The organism is Nitriliruptor sp. (assembly GCF_040882075.1).
In the GTDB taxonomy this organism is placed as follows: domain Bacteria; phylum Actinomycetota; class Nitriliruptoria; order Nitriliruptorales; family Nitriliruptoraceae; genus Nitriliruptor.
Genome location: NZ_JBBEBZ010000066.1, coordinates 1 through 17093, shown reverse-complemented (window position 1 = coordinate 17093; position 17093 = coordinate 1). Strand labels below are relative to the sequence as shown.

The following is a 17093-nucleotide window of genomic DNA, read 5'->3' as shown; positions in this document are numbered from 1 at the left end:
CGCCTACCGGTAGACGGGGAGGGGCAGACTTGCCCCCTGTGGCCTACCGGTAGACCACGTTGCCGCCTACCGGTAGACGGGGAGGGGCAGACTTGCCCCCTGTGGCCTACCGGTAGACGGGTCGGACCAGGTCAGCGCGTTCAGCGACGCGGTGGGGGCACGTCCTGGCCGATGCCGCGTCGGCGTTGGCTCTCGATCGCCGCATCGATCGCGTCGAGCACGTGGCCGCGGTCGTCCCGCCAGTCACGCCAGTCGATCGGGACCGGCGCCCACTCGGTGCCGGCGTAGGCCGCCATCCGTCGGCGGTCCAGGCGGCGCTGCTCGCGGGACGAGTGGAAGGCGTCGCCCTCCGGTTCCAGCGAGACCTTCCAGTCCTTCAGCGCGACGTCGCTGGTCAGGCCCACACCGTCCGAGGTCTCGATCCGGAACGTGGAACGCTCCGGCCGGTACCCGAGTTCGGTGAGCGCCTCGAGCACGTCCTCCTGGAAGATCGACTCGACCGTGCGTCCGACGAGACGCTCGCACTCTCGTCGAAGCGTCCCGCGCCCCGGTACCGGGCCGACGGTGTCCAGTCGGTCGAGCACCTCCTCGGGGGTGCACGTGCCGTTGAAGCCGAGGTCGATGAGCAGCGCTCGCAGCTGCTCGGCTCGGAGTCGGGACGCGGAGACAGCGACGGCCGGACCGACGAGGGTCGGCACGCCGTCACGAACCTCGACATCGCTCGGGAGCAGCCACCGGGCGCGGCGTCCGCGGGTGCCGCGCAGGTTCGGGACGTCGGTGCCGTACGCGATGACGAACGTGGCCGGTCGAGTCGGCCGCTGGCGAGCGCCGAGCAACCACGCGGCCGTCAGCTCGGAGGCTGCCACGAGGTGTGTGCTCGCCGCAGCGACCGTCGCCAGATCGCGTTTCACGCTCCGAGGCACGCCCTTGCGGACCCGGACACCAGGCAGCGGCGCCGACCATCCGGTTCCTGCGGTGTCCCGGTAGAACTCGTGCTTCGCGACCCCGTGGGTGACGGCGAGGTGCACGTCAGCGACACCGTGACGTTCGGTGACGGCTCTGCGGAGCTCTGCGGCAGCGGACATGGGCGCACCCTGCCCGTCGTGGGCACCGGTGTCCGAGCGGACCCCGGCACGGCTGTGGATGACGGGCCCGTTCCGCGTCGCCCCCCGCCGGGCCACCTCGCCGTGTCTGTCCCGTCTACCGGTAGGTGGTGAGGGGCTCATGTGCCCCCTGGCGTCTACCGGTAGGCCACCTGGCACCGCCTCGCTGCACCGGATCCGTCTACCGGTAGGCCACGAGGGGCGGATATGCCCCTCCCCGTCTACCGGTAGGCCACGAGGGGCAGGCGGGAGTAGGGCCGGGTCGGGTTCGGGTGCCGGGCCGCAGGTCAGGGGCGGAGGGCGTCCCTGCCCGAGGGTGCGAGCGAACCGACTCAGGGGCGGAGGGCGGCGAAGCCTCGGGAGACGCGGTCACGGAGTGCCTCGCGTCCGGCGTCGTCGAGGAAGGCCGCCTCGACGGCCGTGGCGGTGACCGTCTCGAGGTCGTCGAGCGTCCACCCGAAGGCGTCGCGGCACGCGATCGCCTCGCTGGTGAGGGTGACGTCGCTCATCAACCGGTTGTCGGTGTTGAGGGTCACCGCGAAGCCGGCACGTCGCAGCCGCTCGATCGGGTGCGAGGCCACGTCGGCGCTGACCCCCGTGTGGACGTTGGAGGTCGGACAGACCTCGAGCGCGACCCCGCCGGTGAGGACGCGGCTCGCCACGGGACCGGGCTGGTCGTCGGCGTCGAGGTCGTCGACGATCCGCACGCCGTGCCCGAGCCGGGTCGCGCCCTGGTCGAGCGCGTCGGAGATCGACGGCAGCCCGAACGCTTCGCCCGCGTGCAGGGTCACGCCGAAGCCCGCCTCACGAGCCACCTCGATGGCGGCGGCGTGGTCGGCGGCGGGGAACCCGTCCTCGGGGCCGGCGAGGTCGATCGCCACCACGCCCGCGTCGGCGAACCGGGTGGCTGCGGCGAACGCGTCGGGGGCGTTCGGCAGGTGCCGCAACGCGCAGACGATCAAGCGGACCTCGACGTCGGCCGGGCCCTCCTCGAACCCCGCCAGGATCGACTCGAGGACCTCGTCGTAGGACAGGCCACCGGTGGTCGACAGCTCCGGCGCGTACCGGACCTCGCCGTGGACGATGCCGTCGGCGGACAGGTCCTCGGCGAACTCGCGGGCGACGCGACGGATCGCGTCCCGGTCCTGCAGCAGCGCCACGGTCTGGTCGAAGGCCTCGAGGTAGCGGGGCAGGTCGGCGCCGCGGCCTCCCTGGAAGAACCACGCCCGTAGGCCCGCTTCGTCGTCGGTCGGGAGCGGGTGGCCGATGCGGTCGGCGAGCTCGAGCACGGTCGTCACGCGCAACCCGCCGTCGAGGTGGTCGTGCAGCACGACCTTCGGGGCGCGACGTGCCAGCTCGGCGTCCACGGGTCCTCCGGGGGTCGGTGATCGGCCGGGTGCGGCCGTCGGTCGGTCGACGCTACCCCCGGGTGCCGGTCCGGTGGGACGGCGAGGTCCACCGGCCACGGGCCTTCAGGAGACGAGGCGCCGCAGGTCGGCGGTGAGGTCGCCGTTCGGTGAGACCACCACCTCGGGGACGTCCAGCCACGCGCCGATGTCCGACAGCTCCTCGGCCAGCTCGCGTGCGACGTGGGACCGGTCGACGTCGGGCTCCGCGAAGGCGCCCTTGACCAGCAGCTGGCCGCTGCGGCGGTCCGCCTTGAGGTCGACCCGCGCGACGATGCGGTCGCCGAGCAGGAACGGCAGCACGTAGTACCCGTACACGCGCTTCGGTTCAGGGACGTAGATCTCGATGCGGTAGGTGAAGTCGAACAGCGCCTCGGCCCGGTCCCGGAACCACACCACCGGATCGAACGGGCTGAGCAGCGACCGCGCGGGGATCTCACGCGCGATCCGTGCGCCGGCGACGAGGTAGCGAGGTTCGGACTCGAGGCCGCGGACACGCACCTCCTCGAGCTCACCGCGGGCGACGAGCGCCGCGACGGCTGGCCGGATGTCGAGCTGGCGCTGGCGGTGGTGGTCGGCGAGGTCGCGGGCCGTGGCCACGCCATGGGCCCGGGCGGCACGCAGCACCAGCTGTTCACGCGCCACCTCGATGGGTGGCACCTCGGCGTCGCGCACATGCGCCGGGATGATCCGTTCGGTGAGGTCGTAGACGGTGACGAAGTTGGCGGTGCGGTCGTGCACGGCCAGGTCGCCGCGGGTGTGGAGGAAGTCGAGGGCGGTCTTGCCCTTCGGGTTGCCCCACCACGGCCCGCTGCGGGACCCCGGGTCGGCCAGGTCCCGGACCGAGGTCGGGCCGTTCACGGCGACCTCCGCGAGGACGACATCGAGGTAGCCCGGGTCCTCCTCGATCACACGCTGCAGTCCGGGCCACTTCAGCACCGCATCCCGCCGGTGGTGCAGGAGCGGCCACACGTCGACCGACGTGCAGGACTGCACGTGGATCCACCCCTCGTACAGCTCGCGCGACCGCCACAGCCAGGCGTCCCGCTCGGCGCGGTCGTGCGGGCCGATGCGCGACCAGAACGGCAGCTCGTGAGCTCGGGCCAGCACGTTGACCGAGTCGAGCTGCACGATGTCGGTGTGCGCGACGACCCGGCGCAGGTGTCGGACGTCGCGTCGCACCGAAGCGTCGGGCCGCGGCCGATGCAGCCCCTGCGCCGTGAGCGCGAGGCGACGGGCGGCAGCCAGCGACAGGGTCCTCATCGGGCGCGGACGCTAGCCGTGGGAAGCCTCGACGGGCTCGGGGCGTTCACCCCGGCGCGTGGGCCCCCGTGACCCGAGGGTTACCCTGCGCAGCCGTCCCGGCGGCCGTGCGCGGTTGCCGGTCCCGTCCGTCCCCGAACGCCCGAGCGAGGCTCCCGATGGCCACCGTCCGCATCCCGACCGTCCTGCGCAAGCGCACGGGTGGTGACGCCAAGGTCGAGGCCGAGGGCGCGACGGTCGGCGAGGTCCTCTCGAACGTGGTGGCGCAGCACCCGACGATCGACGACTCACTGTTCGAGGACGGCAAGCTGCGCGGCTTCATCAACGTCTACGTCGACGACGAGGACGTGCGCTACCTCGATGGCCTCGACTCGAAGGTCGACCCCGACGGCGAGGTCGCGATCATGCCCGCGGTCGCGGGTGGCGCGCAGCGGAGCGAGCACGCCCCGCGCCACCTGTCCGCGGGTGGCGCTGGCGCCTGACGGTTGCGCTTCGACGACATCTCCCAGGCGGTCGGCAACACGCCGCTCGTCGGCCTGCCGCGGTTGTCGCCGCCGGGCTACGAGCTGTACCTCAAGCTCGAGGGCCACAACCCGACCGGGTCGGTCAAGGACCGCGTCGCCAAGTACCTCATCGAGGCGGGCGAATCCTCGGGTGAGCTCCGCCCCGGTGGGCGCGTGCTCGAGCCCACCTCGGGGAACACCGGGATCGGGCTGGCCGCGATCTGCCGGGTCAAGGGCTACCCGCTGACCTGCGTCATGCCGGAGAACACCTCCGAGGAGCGCAAGCAGATCCTCGAGCTGTTCGGCGTCGACATCGTCCACTCGCCCGCGAGCGAGGGATCGAACGGCTCGGTCCGCGTGGCCCGCGAGATGGCCGACGCCGACCCTGACGTCTACATGCCCTTCCAGTACGGCAACGTGGCCAACGCGCTCGCGCACTACGAGACCACCGCACCCGAGATCATCGCTGACCTGCCCGACGTCGCGGCGTTCGTCGCGGGGCTCGGCACCGGCGGCACGGTGACCGGAGCGGGCAGACGGCTCAAGCGCTGGGACCCCGCGATCAAGGTCTTCGCAGCCGAACCGGAGTACGGCGACCTCGTCTACGGTCTACGCAACCTCGACGAGGGCTACGTGCCCGAGGTGCTCGACCCGTCGGTGCTCGACAGCCGCATCAAGGTCAACTCCCTCGATGCGCTCGAGTGGACCCGGCGGCTCGCCCAGGAGGAGGGCATCTTCGCGGGGGTCTCGACCGGCGCTGCTCTGGTGGTCGCCGCACGGGTCTGCTCCCGGTTGCCGGAGGGCGCCAAGGTCGTCGCGCTCTCGCCCGACGGCGGGTGGAAGTACCTGTCGACCGGCGCGTACGCCCCCGGCGACGTGGCCGAGATCGCCGAACGGATCAGCGGCACGCTCTGGGCCTGAGCGCGGGAGGTCCTCGCCGCGCTGCGCGCCGAGGCCCGGATCTCGGCGGGATGGCCGGGGGAGACGTTCCGCACGCCTCGGTAGGCTTCCCGCGCCGGCCGGGGGGGTCGGCGGAGGCGAGAGGATGCGCGTGACATTCGACGTCACCGTGCTCGGATGCTCGGGCTCGCACACCGGACCTGGGCGGGCATGCTCGGGCTACCTCGCCCGCGCCGATGGCCACCAGCTGCTGATCGACTGCGGCAACGGGTCGACGGCGAACCTGCAGCGTGTGACCCGTCCGGCCGACCTCGACGCGATCCTCATCACCCACCGCCACGTCGACCACTGCATCGATCTGATCGGGATGTTCTACGCGCTGCGGTTCCACCCGAAGGGGCCGCAACCGATCGAGCTGTACGCCGCTGCGGAGGTCGTCGAGACCCTGACCGGTCTGCTGTCGCACGATTCGACGCTCGGGTTCGGCGAGGTCTTCCACGTCACGGAGGTCGCAGGAGGCGACCGCTTCCGTGTCGGACCGATGCAGGTGTCGCTCGCGGACACGGTCCACCCGGTCCCGACGGTGGCCGCCAAGGTCGAGGTCGATGGGGCCAGCTTCGTGTACTCCAGCGACACCGCGTGGTGCCCCGACCTGATCGAGCTCGCGCGCGACACCGACCTGTTCCTGTGCGAGGCCACCTGGCAGGGGGACGGCGACGGCGTGCCCGAGGGCATGCACCTCAGCGCACGCGAGGCGGGCCGGCTCGCGACCGAAGCGGGCGCCCGCCGCCTGGTCCTGACCCACGTGCTCGGATCGCTCGACCGGAACCGGTCGCTCGCTGAAGCCCAGGAGACCTACGCGGGCGACCTCGCCCTGGCCGAGGACCTGCGCAGCTGGTTGCTGATCTGATCCGGTCGGCTCCGACCTGCGAGGCGGCTCGGTAGCGTTCACCGCTCCCGACCCTGACGAGGAACCGTGCCCCGCGCCGACGGTCGCAACGCCGACCAGCTCCGCCCCGTCTCCATCGAGACGGACACGCAACGTCACCCCGCTGGGTCGGCGCTCGTCCGCTTCGGCGACACCCGCGTGCTGTGCGCCGCCTCGCACGAGGAGGGAGCGCCGCGCTTCCGCGAACGCCGAGGGTGGGTCACCGGCGAGTACGCCATGCTCCCCGGTGCCACCGACACCCGATCGCGCCGTGAACGCAACGGCCCGGGCGGTCGCTCCAAGGAGATCGAGCGGCTCATCGGTCGCTCCCTGCGGGCGGTCGTCGACCTCGATTCGCTGCCGGACGTGACGCTCACCGTGGACTGCGACGTGCTCGACGCCGACGGTGGGACGCGCACGGCCGCGATCACCGGCGGGTGGGTGGCGCTGGCACGTGCGATGCGCCGGCACGGGTTCGAGTCGGCACTCACCGGACAGATCGCGGCCATCTCGGTCGGTATCGTCGACGGCCAGCCCGTGCTCGACCTCCCCTACGAGGAGGATCACCGCGCCGACGTCGACATGAACATCGTCGCCACCGCCGACGGTCGCCTCGTGGAGGTCCAGGGCACCGCGGAGGGCGCCGCGTTCGGCCGCAGCGAGCTCGACGAACTGCTCGACCTCGCCGTCGCCGGCTGCGAGGAGCTGTTCGTCATCCAGCGCGCCGCGGTCGACGCCGAGCCGTCGGCGTGACCGCCCGGCGGATCGTGGTCGCCACCGGCAACGCCCACAAGCTCGCCGAGATCGAGCGGCTGCTCGCCGAGGCCATCCCCGCCGTCGCGGACGGTGCGCTGGAGCTGGTGGCCATGACCGACCTCGACGTCCCGACTCCGGTCGAGGACGGGGACACCTTCGAGGCCAACGCGCTCCTGAAGGCGCGTGCCTGCGTCGCCGCGACGGGGCTGCCCGCTATCGCCGACGACTCCGGCATCGAGGTGGATGCGCTCGGGGGCGCCCCCGGGGTGCGGTCGGCCCGGTACGCGGGCGGGGACGCGACCGACGCCGACAACAACACCAAGCTGGTCGATGCGCTCGGCGCCACGCCACCGGAGCAGCGGACCGGCCGGTTCGTCTGCGCCGCAGCGCTGGTGACGGTCGAAGGTGAGGAGATCACCCGCCGCGGGACGATGGAGGGGCGGGTCGTCGACGGACCGCGAGGGACCAACGGGTTCGGCTACGACCCCTACTTCGTGGCGGACGCGACGGCCGACGGTCGCACCAACGGCGAGCTCAGCGCCGAGGAGAAGGACGCGATCAGCCACCGCGGTGCGGCGTTCTCGTCGCTCGCCGAGGACGTCGGTCGCTGGCTCGCCGACGGCTGAGGCCCCCCGGGCCGGCAGCACGCGTCAGCAGTACGCGTCAGCAGTACGCGTCAGCAGCCGTCGCGCAGGTCCTCGCAGGTCCGCCCGTCGACCACGTAGGCCGAGCGGTACTTGTACGACAGGTGGTCGACCACGTCGTCACCGGCGATCGTGATCGGGGTGTTGCCGTCGGGTGCCACCCACCGGCCGGCCCCGATCGCCGAGGCGTCCGCGGAGCCGTCGAAGGTGGACGCCGTCAGCCGCTCCAGCGCGTCGGCCCGCTGGGCCCGCCACTCGGTGGCGGGCGTGCCGCCCCCCGACGCGCCCTTGAGGAACCGGTCGAACCAGGCCAGGGTGTAGTGCATCGCGACGCGTTCACCGGCGGACGACGCGGGCAGCAACGCGGGGATGTAGGTCCACTCGAGGTGGGTGGATCCCCGCAGGCTGACGTGGTGGGTCGGGACGCCCGCCTCGACGAACCGTTCGTGGGTGGTCAGGTGCGCGTCCGGATCGGGTGGGGTCGGGTCCAGCGGCGGGGTGAAGAACGCTTCGGCCGCCTGCCCCATCGTGGGGACCCGCGGGGTCATCTCCGCCGGGAGGTTCGCGTCGTCCCAGCCGACGACGGCGCGGATCCGCAGGTCCGGCAGTTCGGGGACCGGCACGGCACGGTTGCCGACCTCGGTGATCGCCGACGCGCCGAGGCTGTGGCCAGCGAGGCCGACGCGTGAGGCGTCGACCAGGCCGCGGAGCGGGTTGCTCGCCGACAGCAGCCACTGGAGCGCGTCCTCGGTGCCTTCGACGAAGTTGGCCCGCTGCTGGAACGGGACGCCCGGGCACGGGTCGTCCTCACCGGCGCCTTCCTCGCCCGAGGCCACGCGACCAGCCAGGCCGAGCACGTCACAGCTGAGGACGCTGCCGCCCGGGAAGGTGTCGGAGCTGCCCTGCCCCTGCACGTCGGTGAGCAACACCAGGTACCCGGCCTCGGCGAGCCCCTGGGCCGCCCACAGGTACATCTCCTGGAAGCCCTGGATCGAACCGGTGGTGATCACGACGGTCGGCAGCGGACCCGATCTGGTCCGCCCCGTGACGGGGTCGGTGAACGGCAGGCTCGGTGCCCACAGCGCCCCACGGATCGTGGCGCCGTAGCGGTTCTCGTAGCTGATCGGGGTCCGAAGGCCGCGGCCGTCCTCGGCCCAGGTGAGACGGAACGGGTCGGCGGTCCGTCCGCCCGGGACGAGCTGACCGAGGGTCAGGATGGGCGACAACGGCTGGCGGAGCTGCCGCGCGAGGTTCTCGGGGAAGGTCTGGACGGTGCCGGCCGTGAACGCGGCAGCGAAGTCGGGGTTGGTGAGCTGATCGCTCTGCCGCCCGAGCGCGTGAGCCGCGTTCTGCACCTCCCGCACGAGGTGATCGGCGTCCTCCGGCGCGAGTTCCGGCGCCGGCTCCTGGGCCAGGCCAGGCGTGGCGAGCATCGAGGTCAGCAGCACCCCCGCCAGTGCTGCGCGGCCGAGCGGAGTGGCTAGGGGTCGGCGCACGGGGACTCCTGGAGCGGGACGAGCGAGCGGGGGGGGCGGGGGGGGGCGAACCCGTCGGGGAGGTCTTCGGCAGCGACGGCCTCGGAACCTGCCCCCCGTCCCAACGAACGGGTCGACGGGCCGTCACGGGTAGCCTCGCCGACCCTCGCTGTCAACGGTCCGACCCCACCTCCGAGGATCGTTCGTGCCCGATCGACGCACCGCCCGCGCGACCGCGGCCGCCCACGACCGCGCGCCGCTGCTGCGGCTGTGGGCGTACGCCGCGGGGCACCGCGCACGGGTCGTGCTCGCGACCGTCATGTCGGTGCTGAACACGGCTGCCGATCTCGCGCCACCGTTCCTCATCGGGGTCGCGGTCGACGTGGTCACCCGCCAGGGCGGGTCGGTCGTCAGCGCCTGGACCGGCGTCACCGACCTGCGTTCCCAGCTGTACGTGGTGGCGGCCGGCACGGTCGCGGTGTGGGTCTTCGAGTCGCTCACCGACTACGCGGCGGACGTGCTGTGGCGCAACCTCGCCCAGACCATCGAGCACGAGGCGCGGGTCGAGACCTACGAACACGTGCAGTCGCTCGACCTGGCGGCCTTCGAGGACCGGTCCACCGGTGGGCTCCTGTCGGTGCTGAACGACGACGTCAACCAGCTCGAGCGTTTCCTCGACCGTGGCGCCCACGAGATCCTGCACGTGGTCACCTCCGTGCTGCTCATCGGCGGCGCGTTCGTGTACCTGTCGCCGGCCATCGGCCTGGTGTCGTTCCTGCCGATGCCCGTCATCGTGTGGGGGACGTGGCGGTTCCAACGGCACCTCGAACCGCGGTACGCCGCCGTCCGGGCACGCGTCGGTGACCTCAACGCCACGCTCAACAACAACCTCGGCGGCATCGCCACCATCAAGGCGTTCGGCGCCGAACGTCGCGAGGCCGCGCGTGTCGCGGAAGGTTCGGACCGCTACCAGCGGGCCAACCGGCACGCGATCCGGTTGTCGGCGGCGTTCGTGCCGGTCATCCGGATGGCGATCCTGGCCGCGTTCACCGCGATCATCGTCGTGGGCGGCATCCAGACCCTCGATGGCCGGCTCGAGGTCGGGGAGTACTCGGTCATGGTCCTCGTGGTGCAGCGGCTGCTGTGGCCGCTGACCCGCATCGGCGAGACCCTCGACCTCTACCAGCGGGCGATGGCGTCGGTGCGTCGACTTCTCGACCTGCTCGCCGAGCAGCCGACGCTCCGCTCGGGGTCGACGCACCTGCCGTCACCTCGTGGCCACCTCCGGTTCGAGGGTGTGCGCTTCGCCTACCCGAGCGCTCCGGACCTCGAGGTGCTCCACGGCATCGACATCGACGTCCCCGCGGGGCAGACCCACGCGGTGGTCGGTGCGACCGGCGCGGGGAAGTCCACGATCGTCAAGCTCCTGCTCCGCTTCTACGACGTCACGGGCGGACGGGTGACGATCGACGGGCACGACGTCCGCGAGCTCGACACCGCCGACCTGCGGGGCGCCACCGCGTTGGTCGCCCAGGACGTGTTCCTGTTCCACGGCACCGTGCGCGACAACCTCGTCTACGGCCAGCCCGATGCCGACGCTGCCGACGTCGAGGAGGCGGCACGGGCCGCCGAGGCGCACGGGTTCATCCTCGCGCTGCCACAGGGCTACGACACGTTGGTCGGTGAGCGCGGGCAGAAGCTGTCCGGCGGTCAGCGGCAGCGGCTGTCGATCGCCCGGGCCGTGCTCCGCGATCCGGCGGTCCTGCTCCTCGATGAGGCGACCTCCGCGGTCGACAACGAGACCGAAGCCGCCATCCAACGCTCGCTCGCACGGATCAGCGAGCACCGCACGTCGCTGGTGATCGCCCACCGTCTCTCGACGATCCGGCACGCCGACCGCATCCACGTGCTGGCCGAAGGCGAGGTCGTGGAGTCCGGGACGCACGACGAACTGGTCGCCCACGAGGGCACCTACGCGGCCCTCTGGCGGGTGCAGACCGGTGAGCTCGAACCCGAACCGCGGTGACGCCAGCGGGGTGATCAGGGGTAGCGGATCCCGTCGCCTGCCAGGATGGCCCGGTAGCCCTCCCGGTAGGTCGGGTAGGTCGGGGTCCAGCCTGTCGCACGCAGCCGGTCGTTGCGGCAGGCCTTGTCCCCGCCGCGGCTGCGACCGGCGCCCGGCTCGGCGGGTGGGGGGTGCGGCACGCCGAGCTCATCGGCGAGGAACCGCAGCACCTCGCCCTTGTCCGCCGGGTCGTCGTCGACGCCGAGGTAGACCGGCGCGAGCTCGTCGACGTCGAGCAGGAGCCGCCCGACGGCGCTCGCCGCGTCGTCACGGTGGATGCGGTTGGTGTGCACCGGCGGGTCGGGGAGCCGCGCTGATCCGTCACGGACCTCATCGATCACGCGCGTCCGTCCGGGGCCGTACACGCCGGCGAGACGCAGGCTCGTGGTGCTCGGCAGCCCGGCGTCCGCGAGCACGTGCTCGGTCTCGAGCAACACGGCGCCGGTGTCGGTCGCCGGATCGGCCGGGGTGTCCTCGTCCACGGACGAACCGTCGGTGACGTCGTACACCGAGGTGGCCGACACGAACACGACGCGTCGCGGCCGAGCCCCGGCGGAGTTCAGAGCGTCGAGCACGCGGCGGAGCCCGTCGCGGTAGAGGGCGGCGTACGCGTCGGCGCCCCGGGCTCCGGCGACCGCGTGGACGACGAACTCGACGTCGCCAGGCAGGCTCGGCACGCCACCATCGGTGGTGATGTCGCCCGCCAGCGGGGTGATGGCGTCCGGGAGCACGCCGGGCGAGCGGCGGAGCCCCACGACGTCGTGGCCACGGGCCGCGAGCCGCAGGCCCACCTCGGTGCCGAGGTCGCCACACCCCACGATCAGGACCCGGCCGGGCGTGTCGCTCACGAGGTGGCCGCAGCGACGACCCGGTCGTTGAAGCCGGGCCACGCCTCCTTCGCCCACCGGTCGAAGTCACGGTCGGCGAGCTCCGCCGCGGCGAGCCCCCGCGTCGGGTCGACCCACAGGAACGAGCCGCTGCGACCGAAGTGGCCGAAGGTCGACGCGTCGAGCGCATCCCCGGTCCAGTGCGGTGACTTGGCGCCCTTCAGCTCGAAGCCGAGCCCCCAGTCGCACGGTGACTGTCTGCCGTAGCCGGGCACGACCCCGTCGAGGTCGGGGAACGCGATGGTGGTGGCGGCCTCGTGGAGCTCACCGTCGAGCAACGTCGGTGCGAGCAGCTCGCGGGCGAAGCGCAGCAGGTCGCTGACCGTGCCGCGACCGTCCTTCGCCGGGGAACCGTCGAGGACCGTCGAAGCCATGCCGAGCGGTTCGAGGACCTCGTGGGCGAGGTGGTCGCCGAACGACACGCCCACTCGCTCGCCGACCAGCTCACCGAGGATCTCGTAGCCCCAGTTCGAGTAGATGCGTCGCTTGCCCGGCACGGTGGTCATCACCCCGCCCTCGTCCATCGGCAGCCCCGACGCGTGCGCCAGCAGGTGGCGGACCGTCGCGCCCTGGTCGGCCTTCGGACCGGCCGGTTCGTCGAGGTGGACCAGCCCGTCCCGGACGGCGATCAGCACCGCGTACGCCGCCAGCGGCTTGGTGACCGACGCGAGGCCGAGCACCTCGCCGGTGTCACCGTGCTCGCTGAGGGTCCCGTCCACGTCGGTGACGCCGACGGCGACGGTGTCGGGCAGCCAGCCCTCCACCTCGCCGAGGACCTCGCCGAGGTCGCTCGCATCGTCGCTGCTGGATGGCACGGTGGCCTCTCGGGAGGGTCGGGATGGGGATCGCGAGGCGAACCCCGGACCCCGTGGAGGCTCGGTCGAGCCGATCAGATGTAGCCGCGCAGCTCGGCTGCCTCGACGACGCGGGCGACCGCCAGGGAGAACCCGGCTTCACGCAGCGACAGGCCCTCGTGGCCGCTCTGGAACTCTCGGCACTGCTGGTAGGCACGTCGGAGTTTGGCCTCGAGCCGTCGGTTGACGTCCTCGAGGCTCCAGCGCATCTCCTGGTTGTTCTGGACCCACTCGTAGTAGCTGACGGTCACGCCGCCGGCGTTGGCGAGGATGTCGGGAACGACCGTGATGCCTCGATCACCGAGGATCCGGTCGGCCACCGGCGTGGTCGGGTGGTTGGCCCCTTCGACCACGATGCGTGCCTGGATCCTGTCGGCGTTCTCGGTGGTGATCACCTCGCCGATGGCGGCCGGGATGAGGACGTCCACATCGAGCTCGAGCAGCGACTCGTTGGACACCGCGTCGCTACCGGGGAAACCGGTGACGGTGCCGGTGTCGGCGACGTGAGCGACGAGCTGGTCGATGTTGATGCCACCGGGGACGTGGATGCCGCCCTCGATGTCCGACACGGCCACGATCCGGTAGCCCTCCTCAGCGGCGATGCGGGCCGCCCATGATCCGACGTTGCCGAACCCCTGGACCGCGACCGACACCTCCGACGGATCGCCGAGGCCCGCGTCGCTCACCGCCTCGTCCATGGTCATGACCACACCCCGGCCGGTCGCTTCGGTGCGGCCGTACGAACCACCGAGCGCGATCGGCTTGCCGGTCACGATCTGCGGGGTGTGCCCGTACTTGCGGCCGTACTGGTCGAGGATCCAGCTCATGGTCTGGGCGTTGGTGTTCATGTCCGGGGCGGGGATGTCGCGCTGCGGACCGAGGACCGATCCGATCTGGTCGGTGTAGCGGCGCGTCAGACGTTCGAGCTCGGGTTCGCTCAGTCTGCTCGGGTCGACCTGGACGCCGCCCTTGGCACCTCCGAACGGGACGTCGACGAGCGCGGTCTTCCACGTCATCAGCGAGGCGAGCGCGCGCACCTCCTCGATGTCGGCCTCCGGGTGGAAGCGGATGCCCCCCTTGTACGGGCCGCGGGCACCGTTGTGCTGGACCCGGTAGCCGTTGCAGATCAGCCGAGAACCGTCGTCGCGTCGGACGGCCAGCTGCACCCGCAGTTCGCGGTAGGTACCGGCGAGCACCTCGATCGCGGCGTCACCGAGCTGGTTGATCTCGGCGGCGCGCGCGAAGAAGTGGTTGACGGCCTCGAACGGGGTCATCCCGTCGCGGACGGTCGTGTCCAGGTTCACCGTTGCTCCTCGATCGGTTCTCGGCTCCGTGATGGTCAGCACTCGTGCCCGGACGAGACCCAAGCAGCCGAGGTCGGTGACGTCGATGCCCGCTCGGTCGGTGTCGAAAGGTGGACGCGCACTAGCGTTCCCGACCAGCGACGCTGGGAGCCCGCGTGAAGAAGCGTGAGACGCACACGTTCGACGCCCCGATCGACCAGGTCTGGGCGATGGTCACCGACCCCGCCTCGCACGTGGCCAAGGCGGAACGCGCCGGCCACGACAACGTCGAGATCGTCGAGGAGGACGTCGTCGACGACCGCATCCGCATCCGGATCGCTCGCGACGTGACCCTCGAGTTGCCGGGGTTCGCCAAGAAGGTGCTCTCGCCCAAGAACCACATCATCTCGACCGATGAGTGGAGCGACAACGGCGACGGTACCTACGGCGGGACGTTCACCACCCAGTTCAAAGACGGTGCGCCGGTCGACCTGAAGGGCACGACCCTCATCGCGCCCGATGGCGACGACAAGACCACCTACGAGGTCGAGATCCAGCTGTCGATCAAGGTGCCGATGCTCGGCAAGAAGCTCGAGAACTGGGCCGAGACGGATGTCGAGGAGCAGATCCGCAACGAGTTCGCCGCCGGCGACGAGTGGCTCGCCAAGCGCTGACGCTACTCCGCGATCGGTCGAGGGCCGACGTGGACGTGGCCGTCCACTTCGAGCCGGGACTCGAGGTAGGCGACCGCTTCGCCCTCCAGCTGCGCATCGGGGTGGAACTGGAACGTGTCCTCGGTCGTGAGGTCGATCTCGTGGACCTCGAGGCGGCGCCGTTGCGCTTGGCCGGTCGGATCCTCACCGAACGTGTCGTCGTGTTCGGTCTCGAACGGCCCGAGCGCGTGCGCTACGAGACCGGGCTGTTCCCCCGCTACGTGGACTTCCAACACCACGCCCGCCCGATGGATGCCGAGCTGCTCGCGGCGATGGCCGCCGGAGAACGCTGATGGTCGATGCGGCGCGGTTACGTGCGCTCCTGGACCGTCTGCGGGAGGTCGACGACGACCTCGTCGTCGCGACGTTGCACGCAGATCGCCTGAACGACTTGACGCAGCTGCGTGAGGAGCTCGCGCGCCACGTGTCCGGGTGATGCGGACGTGGCCGTCTACGCTGGCGACGTCGACCACCGCAGTCCACCGCCGTGAACCTTCCCCGGACGGTTCGACCCGATTGGAGATGGTTCCGATGCGCGACCACGACGCCCGAGGCGATGGCCCGTGACGGTCCTGCACGCGGTGTGGTCCGACGATCTCCTCCACGTCTGGGGCGAACGGTCGCTCACCACCGGCCGGCTGCCGCGACCACGTGGGCGCGCTCCCGCCGACGGCCGGCCGCGACGGCACCCGTACGCGGTGCGCCACGACGAGCTCCGGATCGCGCTCGGGGAGCTCACCGGTCTCACGCTCGCCTCCTCGCTGCCGGCGACCGAGACGCAGGTGCTGCTGCCGACGGGTGTCGCCGCGCCCCTGCCGTCGCCGGATCTGCCGGGCGCCAACGATGCCACCGAGACGGCGCGGGGGCTCCGGGCCTGGCGGTCCGACGCGGTCGAGGTCGCCGGGACGGACGCGCTCGAACTGCTCCTGTCCCTGCCGGCCGAGCCGCCCCCCGGTGCACGGCCGGCAGCCTCCCTTCGGGCCGCGTCTACCATCGCCACGCTCGCGTTGGAGCTGGCGTCACGTGGCCGCGTCGTCCCCGGCCTCGACGCGCGCGCCGGACGGTTCGAGGCGCGGTGGCTGCCGGTCCTCGACCGTGTCGAGCGTCACCGGCTCGCGGCACTGGTGCCGGCCCTCCCGCCCGCGCTGCTGGCCGCCGCCGACGAGGACCAGCGAGCACCGGGCACCGTCCTGCGCGAGCTGGTCGAGCAGCTCGTCGACGCCGCCTGCCGGAACGCGCTCGCCGGCCAGCGTCTGACCAGCGCCCGCGGACGCCGGCGGGTCGAGACCGCGTGGCTCCTCGCGCTCACCGCCTCCGATCCCGCTGTGGTCCATCCCGACGTCGGTGAGCTGCAGCTGCTGGCCAAGGAGCTCGCCGCGTGGCACCGTTCGGGCCAGCGGGCGACACCGCTCCGGGCCGCGTTCCGGCTCAGCCCGCCACCGGTCGTCGTGCCCGACCCGACCGATCTCGCATCGGATGGCGATCCCGGCCTCGCCGGCGAGGTGGCGGAGGAGGCGCAGCCGTGGCGGCTCGAGTTCACCCTCCAGGCGATGGACGACCCCAGCCTGATCGTGCCGGCCGCCGAGATCTGGACCTCCGAGGAGACCCTGCGGTTCCTCGACCGCACCTTCGAGGCCCCCGAGGAGCGGTTGCTCGGCGACCTCGGTCGCGCTGCCCGCCTCTACCCCGAGATCGGACGAGCGCTCACCGTCGCCCGCCCGGAAGCGCTCGACCTCGACCTCGACGAGGTGCTGGCGTTCCTCGGCGACACCGCATCGCTGCTCGAGCAGGCCGGCTTCGGCGTGTTGCTCCCCGACGAGCTGCGTCGTCCCGCACGGCTCGGTGCACGGCTGCAGACCTCCGCGCGACGGTCACGGTCCGAGCCGGGCGAGGACTCTGGGCTGCTCGGTTACGAGGGGATCGTCGACTACCGCTGGCAGGTCGCCATCGGCGACCAGAGCCTGACCGTCGAGGAGCTGACCGAGCTCGCGCGCCTCAAGGCCCCGCTGGTCCGGCTCCGCGGCCGCTGGGTCGAACTGCGTGAGGACGATCTCGCCGCTGCGCTCCGGCTCCTGACCGACGGCGGAAGCGGCGAGATGACGGTCGCCGAGGCCGCACGGATCGGGCTCGGCGTCGCCGACGCGGGCACGGAGCTCGAGTTCGCCGGGATCGACGCCGACGGTCCGCTCGGGGTGCTCCTCGATGGTGACGCCGATCGGCAGATCGAGGCACTGACCACGCCCGCTGGCCTCGACGGTCAGCTCCGGCCCTACCAGGAACGCGGGCTCGCGTGGCTGGCGTTCCTCGACGCGG

At 72.0% G+C, this 17093-nt stretch carries 17 protein-coding genes; 10 read left to right on the top strand and 7 right to left on the bottom strand.

The annotated features are described in order from the left end of the window. Window positions 1–140: 140 nt before the first annotated feature. From WEB03_RS03175 to WEB03_RS03165, 3 genes are all read right to left on the bottom strand, one after another. A complete protein-coding gene (locus WEB03_RS03175; protein WP_368069522.1) occupies window positions 141–1085 on the bottom strand; it encodes a hypothetical protein in 945 nt (314 codons plus the stop codon). Between the two features lie 350 nt (window positions 1086–1435). Then, on the bottom strand, window positions 1436–2470 hold the full coding sequence (add, locus tag WEB03_RS03170) for an adenosine deaminase (protein ID WP_368069521.1): 1035 nt from the start codon (window positions 2468–2470) through the stop codon (window positions 1436–1438). 105 nt (window positions 2471–2575) lie between these two features. Continuing rightward, on the bottom strand, window positions 2576–3691 hold the full coding sequence (locus WEB03_RS03165; protein WP_368069520.1) for a winged helix-turn-helix domain-containing protein: 1116 nt from the start codon (window positions 3689–3691) through the stop codon (window positions 2576–2578). A 239-nt stretch (window positions 3692–3930) separates the two neighbouring features. On the opposite strand from WEB03_RS03165, the gene WEB03_RS03160 reads away from it, so the two are divergent. From WEB03_RS03160 to rdgB, 5 genes are all read left to right on the top strand, one after another. Further along, the gene (locus WEB03_RS03160) at window positions 3931–4254 is read left to right on the top strand and encodes a ubiquitin-like small modifier protein 1 (RefSeq protein WP_368069519.1); all 324 of its coding nucleotides are present in this window, start codon (window positions 3931–3933) and stop codon (window positions 4252–4254) included. A gap of 3 nt (window positions 4255–4257) precedes the next feature. Next, window positions 4258–5196: a PLP-dependent cysteine synthase family protein gene (locus WEB03_RS03155; protein WP_368069518.1), complete on the top strand. Its 939-nt coding sequence runs from the start codon at window positions 4258–4260 to the stop codon at window positions 5194–5196. Window positions 5197–5326: 130 nt separating this feature from the next. Next, a complete protein-coding gene (locus WEB03_RS03150; RefSeq protein ID WP_368069517.1) occupies window positions 5327–6085 on the top strand; it encodes an MBL fold metallo-hydrolase in 759 nt (252 codons plus the stop codon). A 66-nt stretch (window positions 6086–6151) separates the two neighbouring features. Then, complete coding sequence (rph, locus tag WEB03_RS03145; RefSeq protein ID WP_368069516.1) at window positions 6152–6856, top strand: ribonuclease PH; 705 nt, start codon at window positions 6152–6154, stop codon at window positions 6854–6856. Beyond that, on the top strand, window positions 6853–7485 hold the full coding sequence (gene rdgB, locus WEB03_RS03140; protein WP_368069515.1) for an RdgB/HAM1 family non-canonical purine NTP pyrophosphatase: 633 nt from the start codon (window positions 6853–6855) through the stop codon (window positions 7483–7485). Before rph ends, rdgB begins: the two co-directional genes overlap by 4 nt. Window positions 7486–7535: 50 nt before the next feature. On the opposite strand, the gene WEB03_RS03135 is transcribed toward rdgB, so the two are convergent. Further along, window positions 7536–8999 carry a hypothetical protein gene (locus WEB03_RS03135; RefSeq protein ID WP_368069514.1) on the bottom strand — a complete coding sequence of 488 codons (1464 nt, stop codon included), beginning with the start codon at window positions 8997–8999 and terminating at the stop codon, window positions 7536–7538. A 184-nt stretch (window positions 9000–9183) separates the two neighbouring features. On the opposite strand from WEB03_RS03135, the gene WEB03_RS03130 reads away from it, so the two are divergent. Next, entirely contained in the window at window positions 9184–11004 is a 1821-nt protein-coding gene (locus tag WEB03_RS03130) for an ABC transporter ATP-binding protein (protein WP_368069513.1), read from the top strand. 14 nt (window positions 11005–11018) lie between these two features. Here the strand turns inward: WEB03_RS03130 and WEB03_RS03125 are convergent, their stop codons facing one another. The 3 genes from WEB03_RS03125 to WEB03_RS03115 all read right to left on the bottom strand — a co-directional run bounded on the left by WEB03_RS03125 (window position 11019) and on the right by WEB03_RS03115 (window position 14088). After that, a complete protein-coding gene (locus tag WEB03_RS03125) occupies window positions 11019–11891 on the bottom strand; it encodes an SDR family oxidoreductase (RefSeq protein ID WP_368069512.1) in 873 nt (290 codons plus the stop codon). Then, the gene (locus WEB03_RS03120; RefSeq protein WP_368069511.1) at window positions 11888–12745 is read right to left on the bottom strand and encodes a serine hydrolase domain-containing protein; all 858 of its coding nucleotides are present in this window, start codon (window positions 12743–12745) and stop codon (window positions 11888–11890) included. Before WEB03_RS03120 ends, WEB03_RS03125 begins: the two co-directional genes overlap by 4 nt. A 74-nt stretch (window positions 12746–12819) precedes the next feature. Next, window positions 12820–14088: a Glu/Leu/Phe/Val dehydrogenase gene (locus WEB03_RS03115; protein ID WP_368069510.1), complete on the bottom strand. Its 1269-nt coding sequence runs from the start codon at window positions 14086–14088 to the stop codon at window positions 12820–12822. A 155-nt stretch (window positions 14089–14243) separates the two neighbouring features. Here WEB03_RS03115 and WEB03_RS03110 point away from each other — a divergent pair, with 155 nt between their 5' ends. The 4 genes from WEB03_RS03110 to WEB03_RS03095 all read left to right on the top strand — a co-directional run. Next, window positions 14244–14741 (top strand): DUF2505 domain-containing protein, encoded by a 498-nt coding sequence (locus WEB03_RS03110; RefSeq protein WP_368069509.1) that lies wholly within the window; start codon window positions 14244–14246, stop codon window positions 14739–14741. Continuing rightward, window positions 14723–15073 (top strand): nucleotidyltransferase domain-containing protein, encoded by a 351-nt coding sequence (locus WEB03_RS03105; RefSeq protein WP_368069508.1) that lies wholly within the window; start codon window positions 14723–14725, stop codon window positions 15071–15073. The genes WEB03_RS03110 and WEB03_RS03105 overlap by 19 nt, the downstream gene beginning before the upstream one ends. Next, window positions 15073–15216 carry a hypothetical protein gene (locus WEB03_RS03100; protein ID WP_368069507.1) on the top strand — a complete coding sequence of 48 codons (144 nt, stop codon included), beginning with the start codon at window positions 15073–15075 and terminating at the stop codon, window positions 15214–15216. Before WEB03_RS03105 ends, WEB03_RS03100 begins: the two co-directional genes overlap by 1 nt. A 127-nt stretch (window positions 15217–15343) precedes the next feature. Beyond that, on the top strand, window positions 15344–17093 hold a 1750-nt coding region (locus WEB03_RS03095), incomplete at its 3' end, for an SNF2 helicase-associated domain-containing protein (protein ID WP_368069506.1).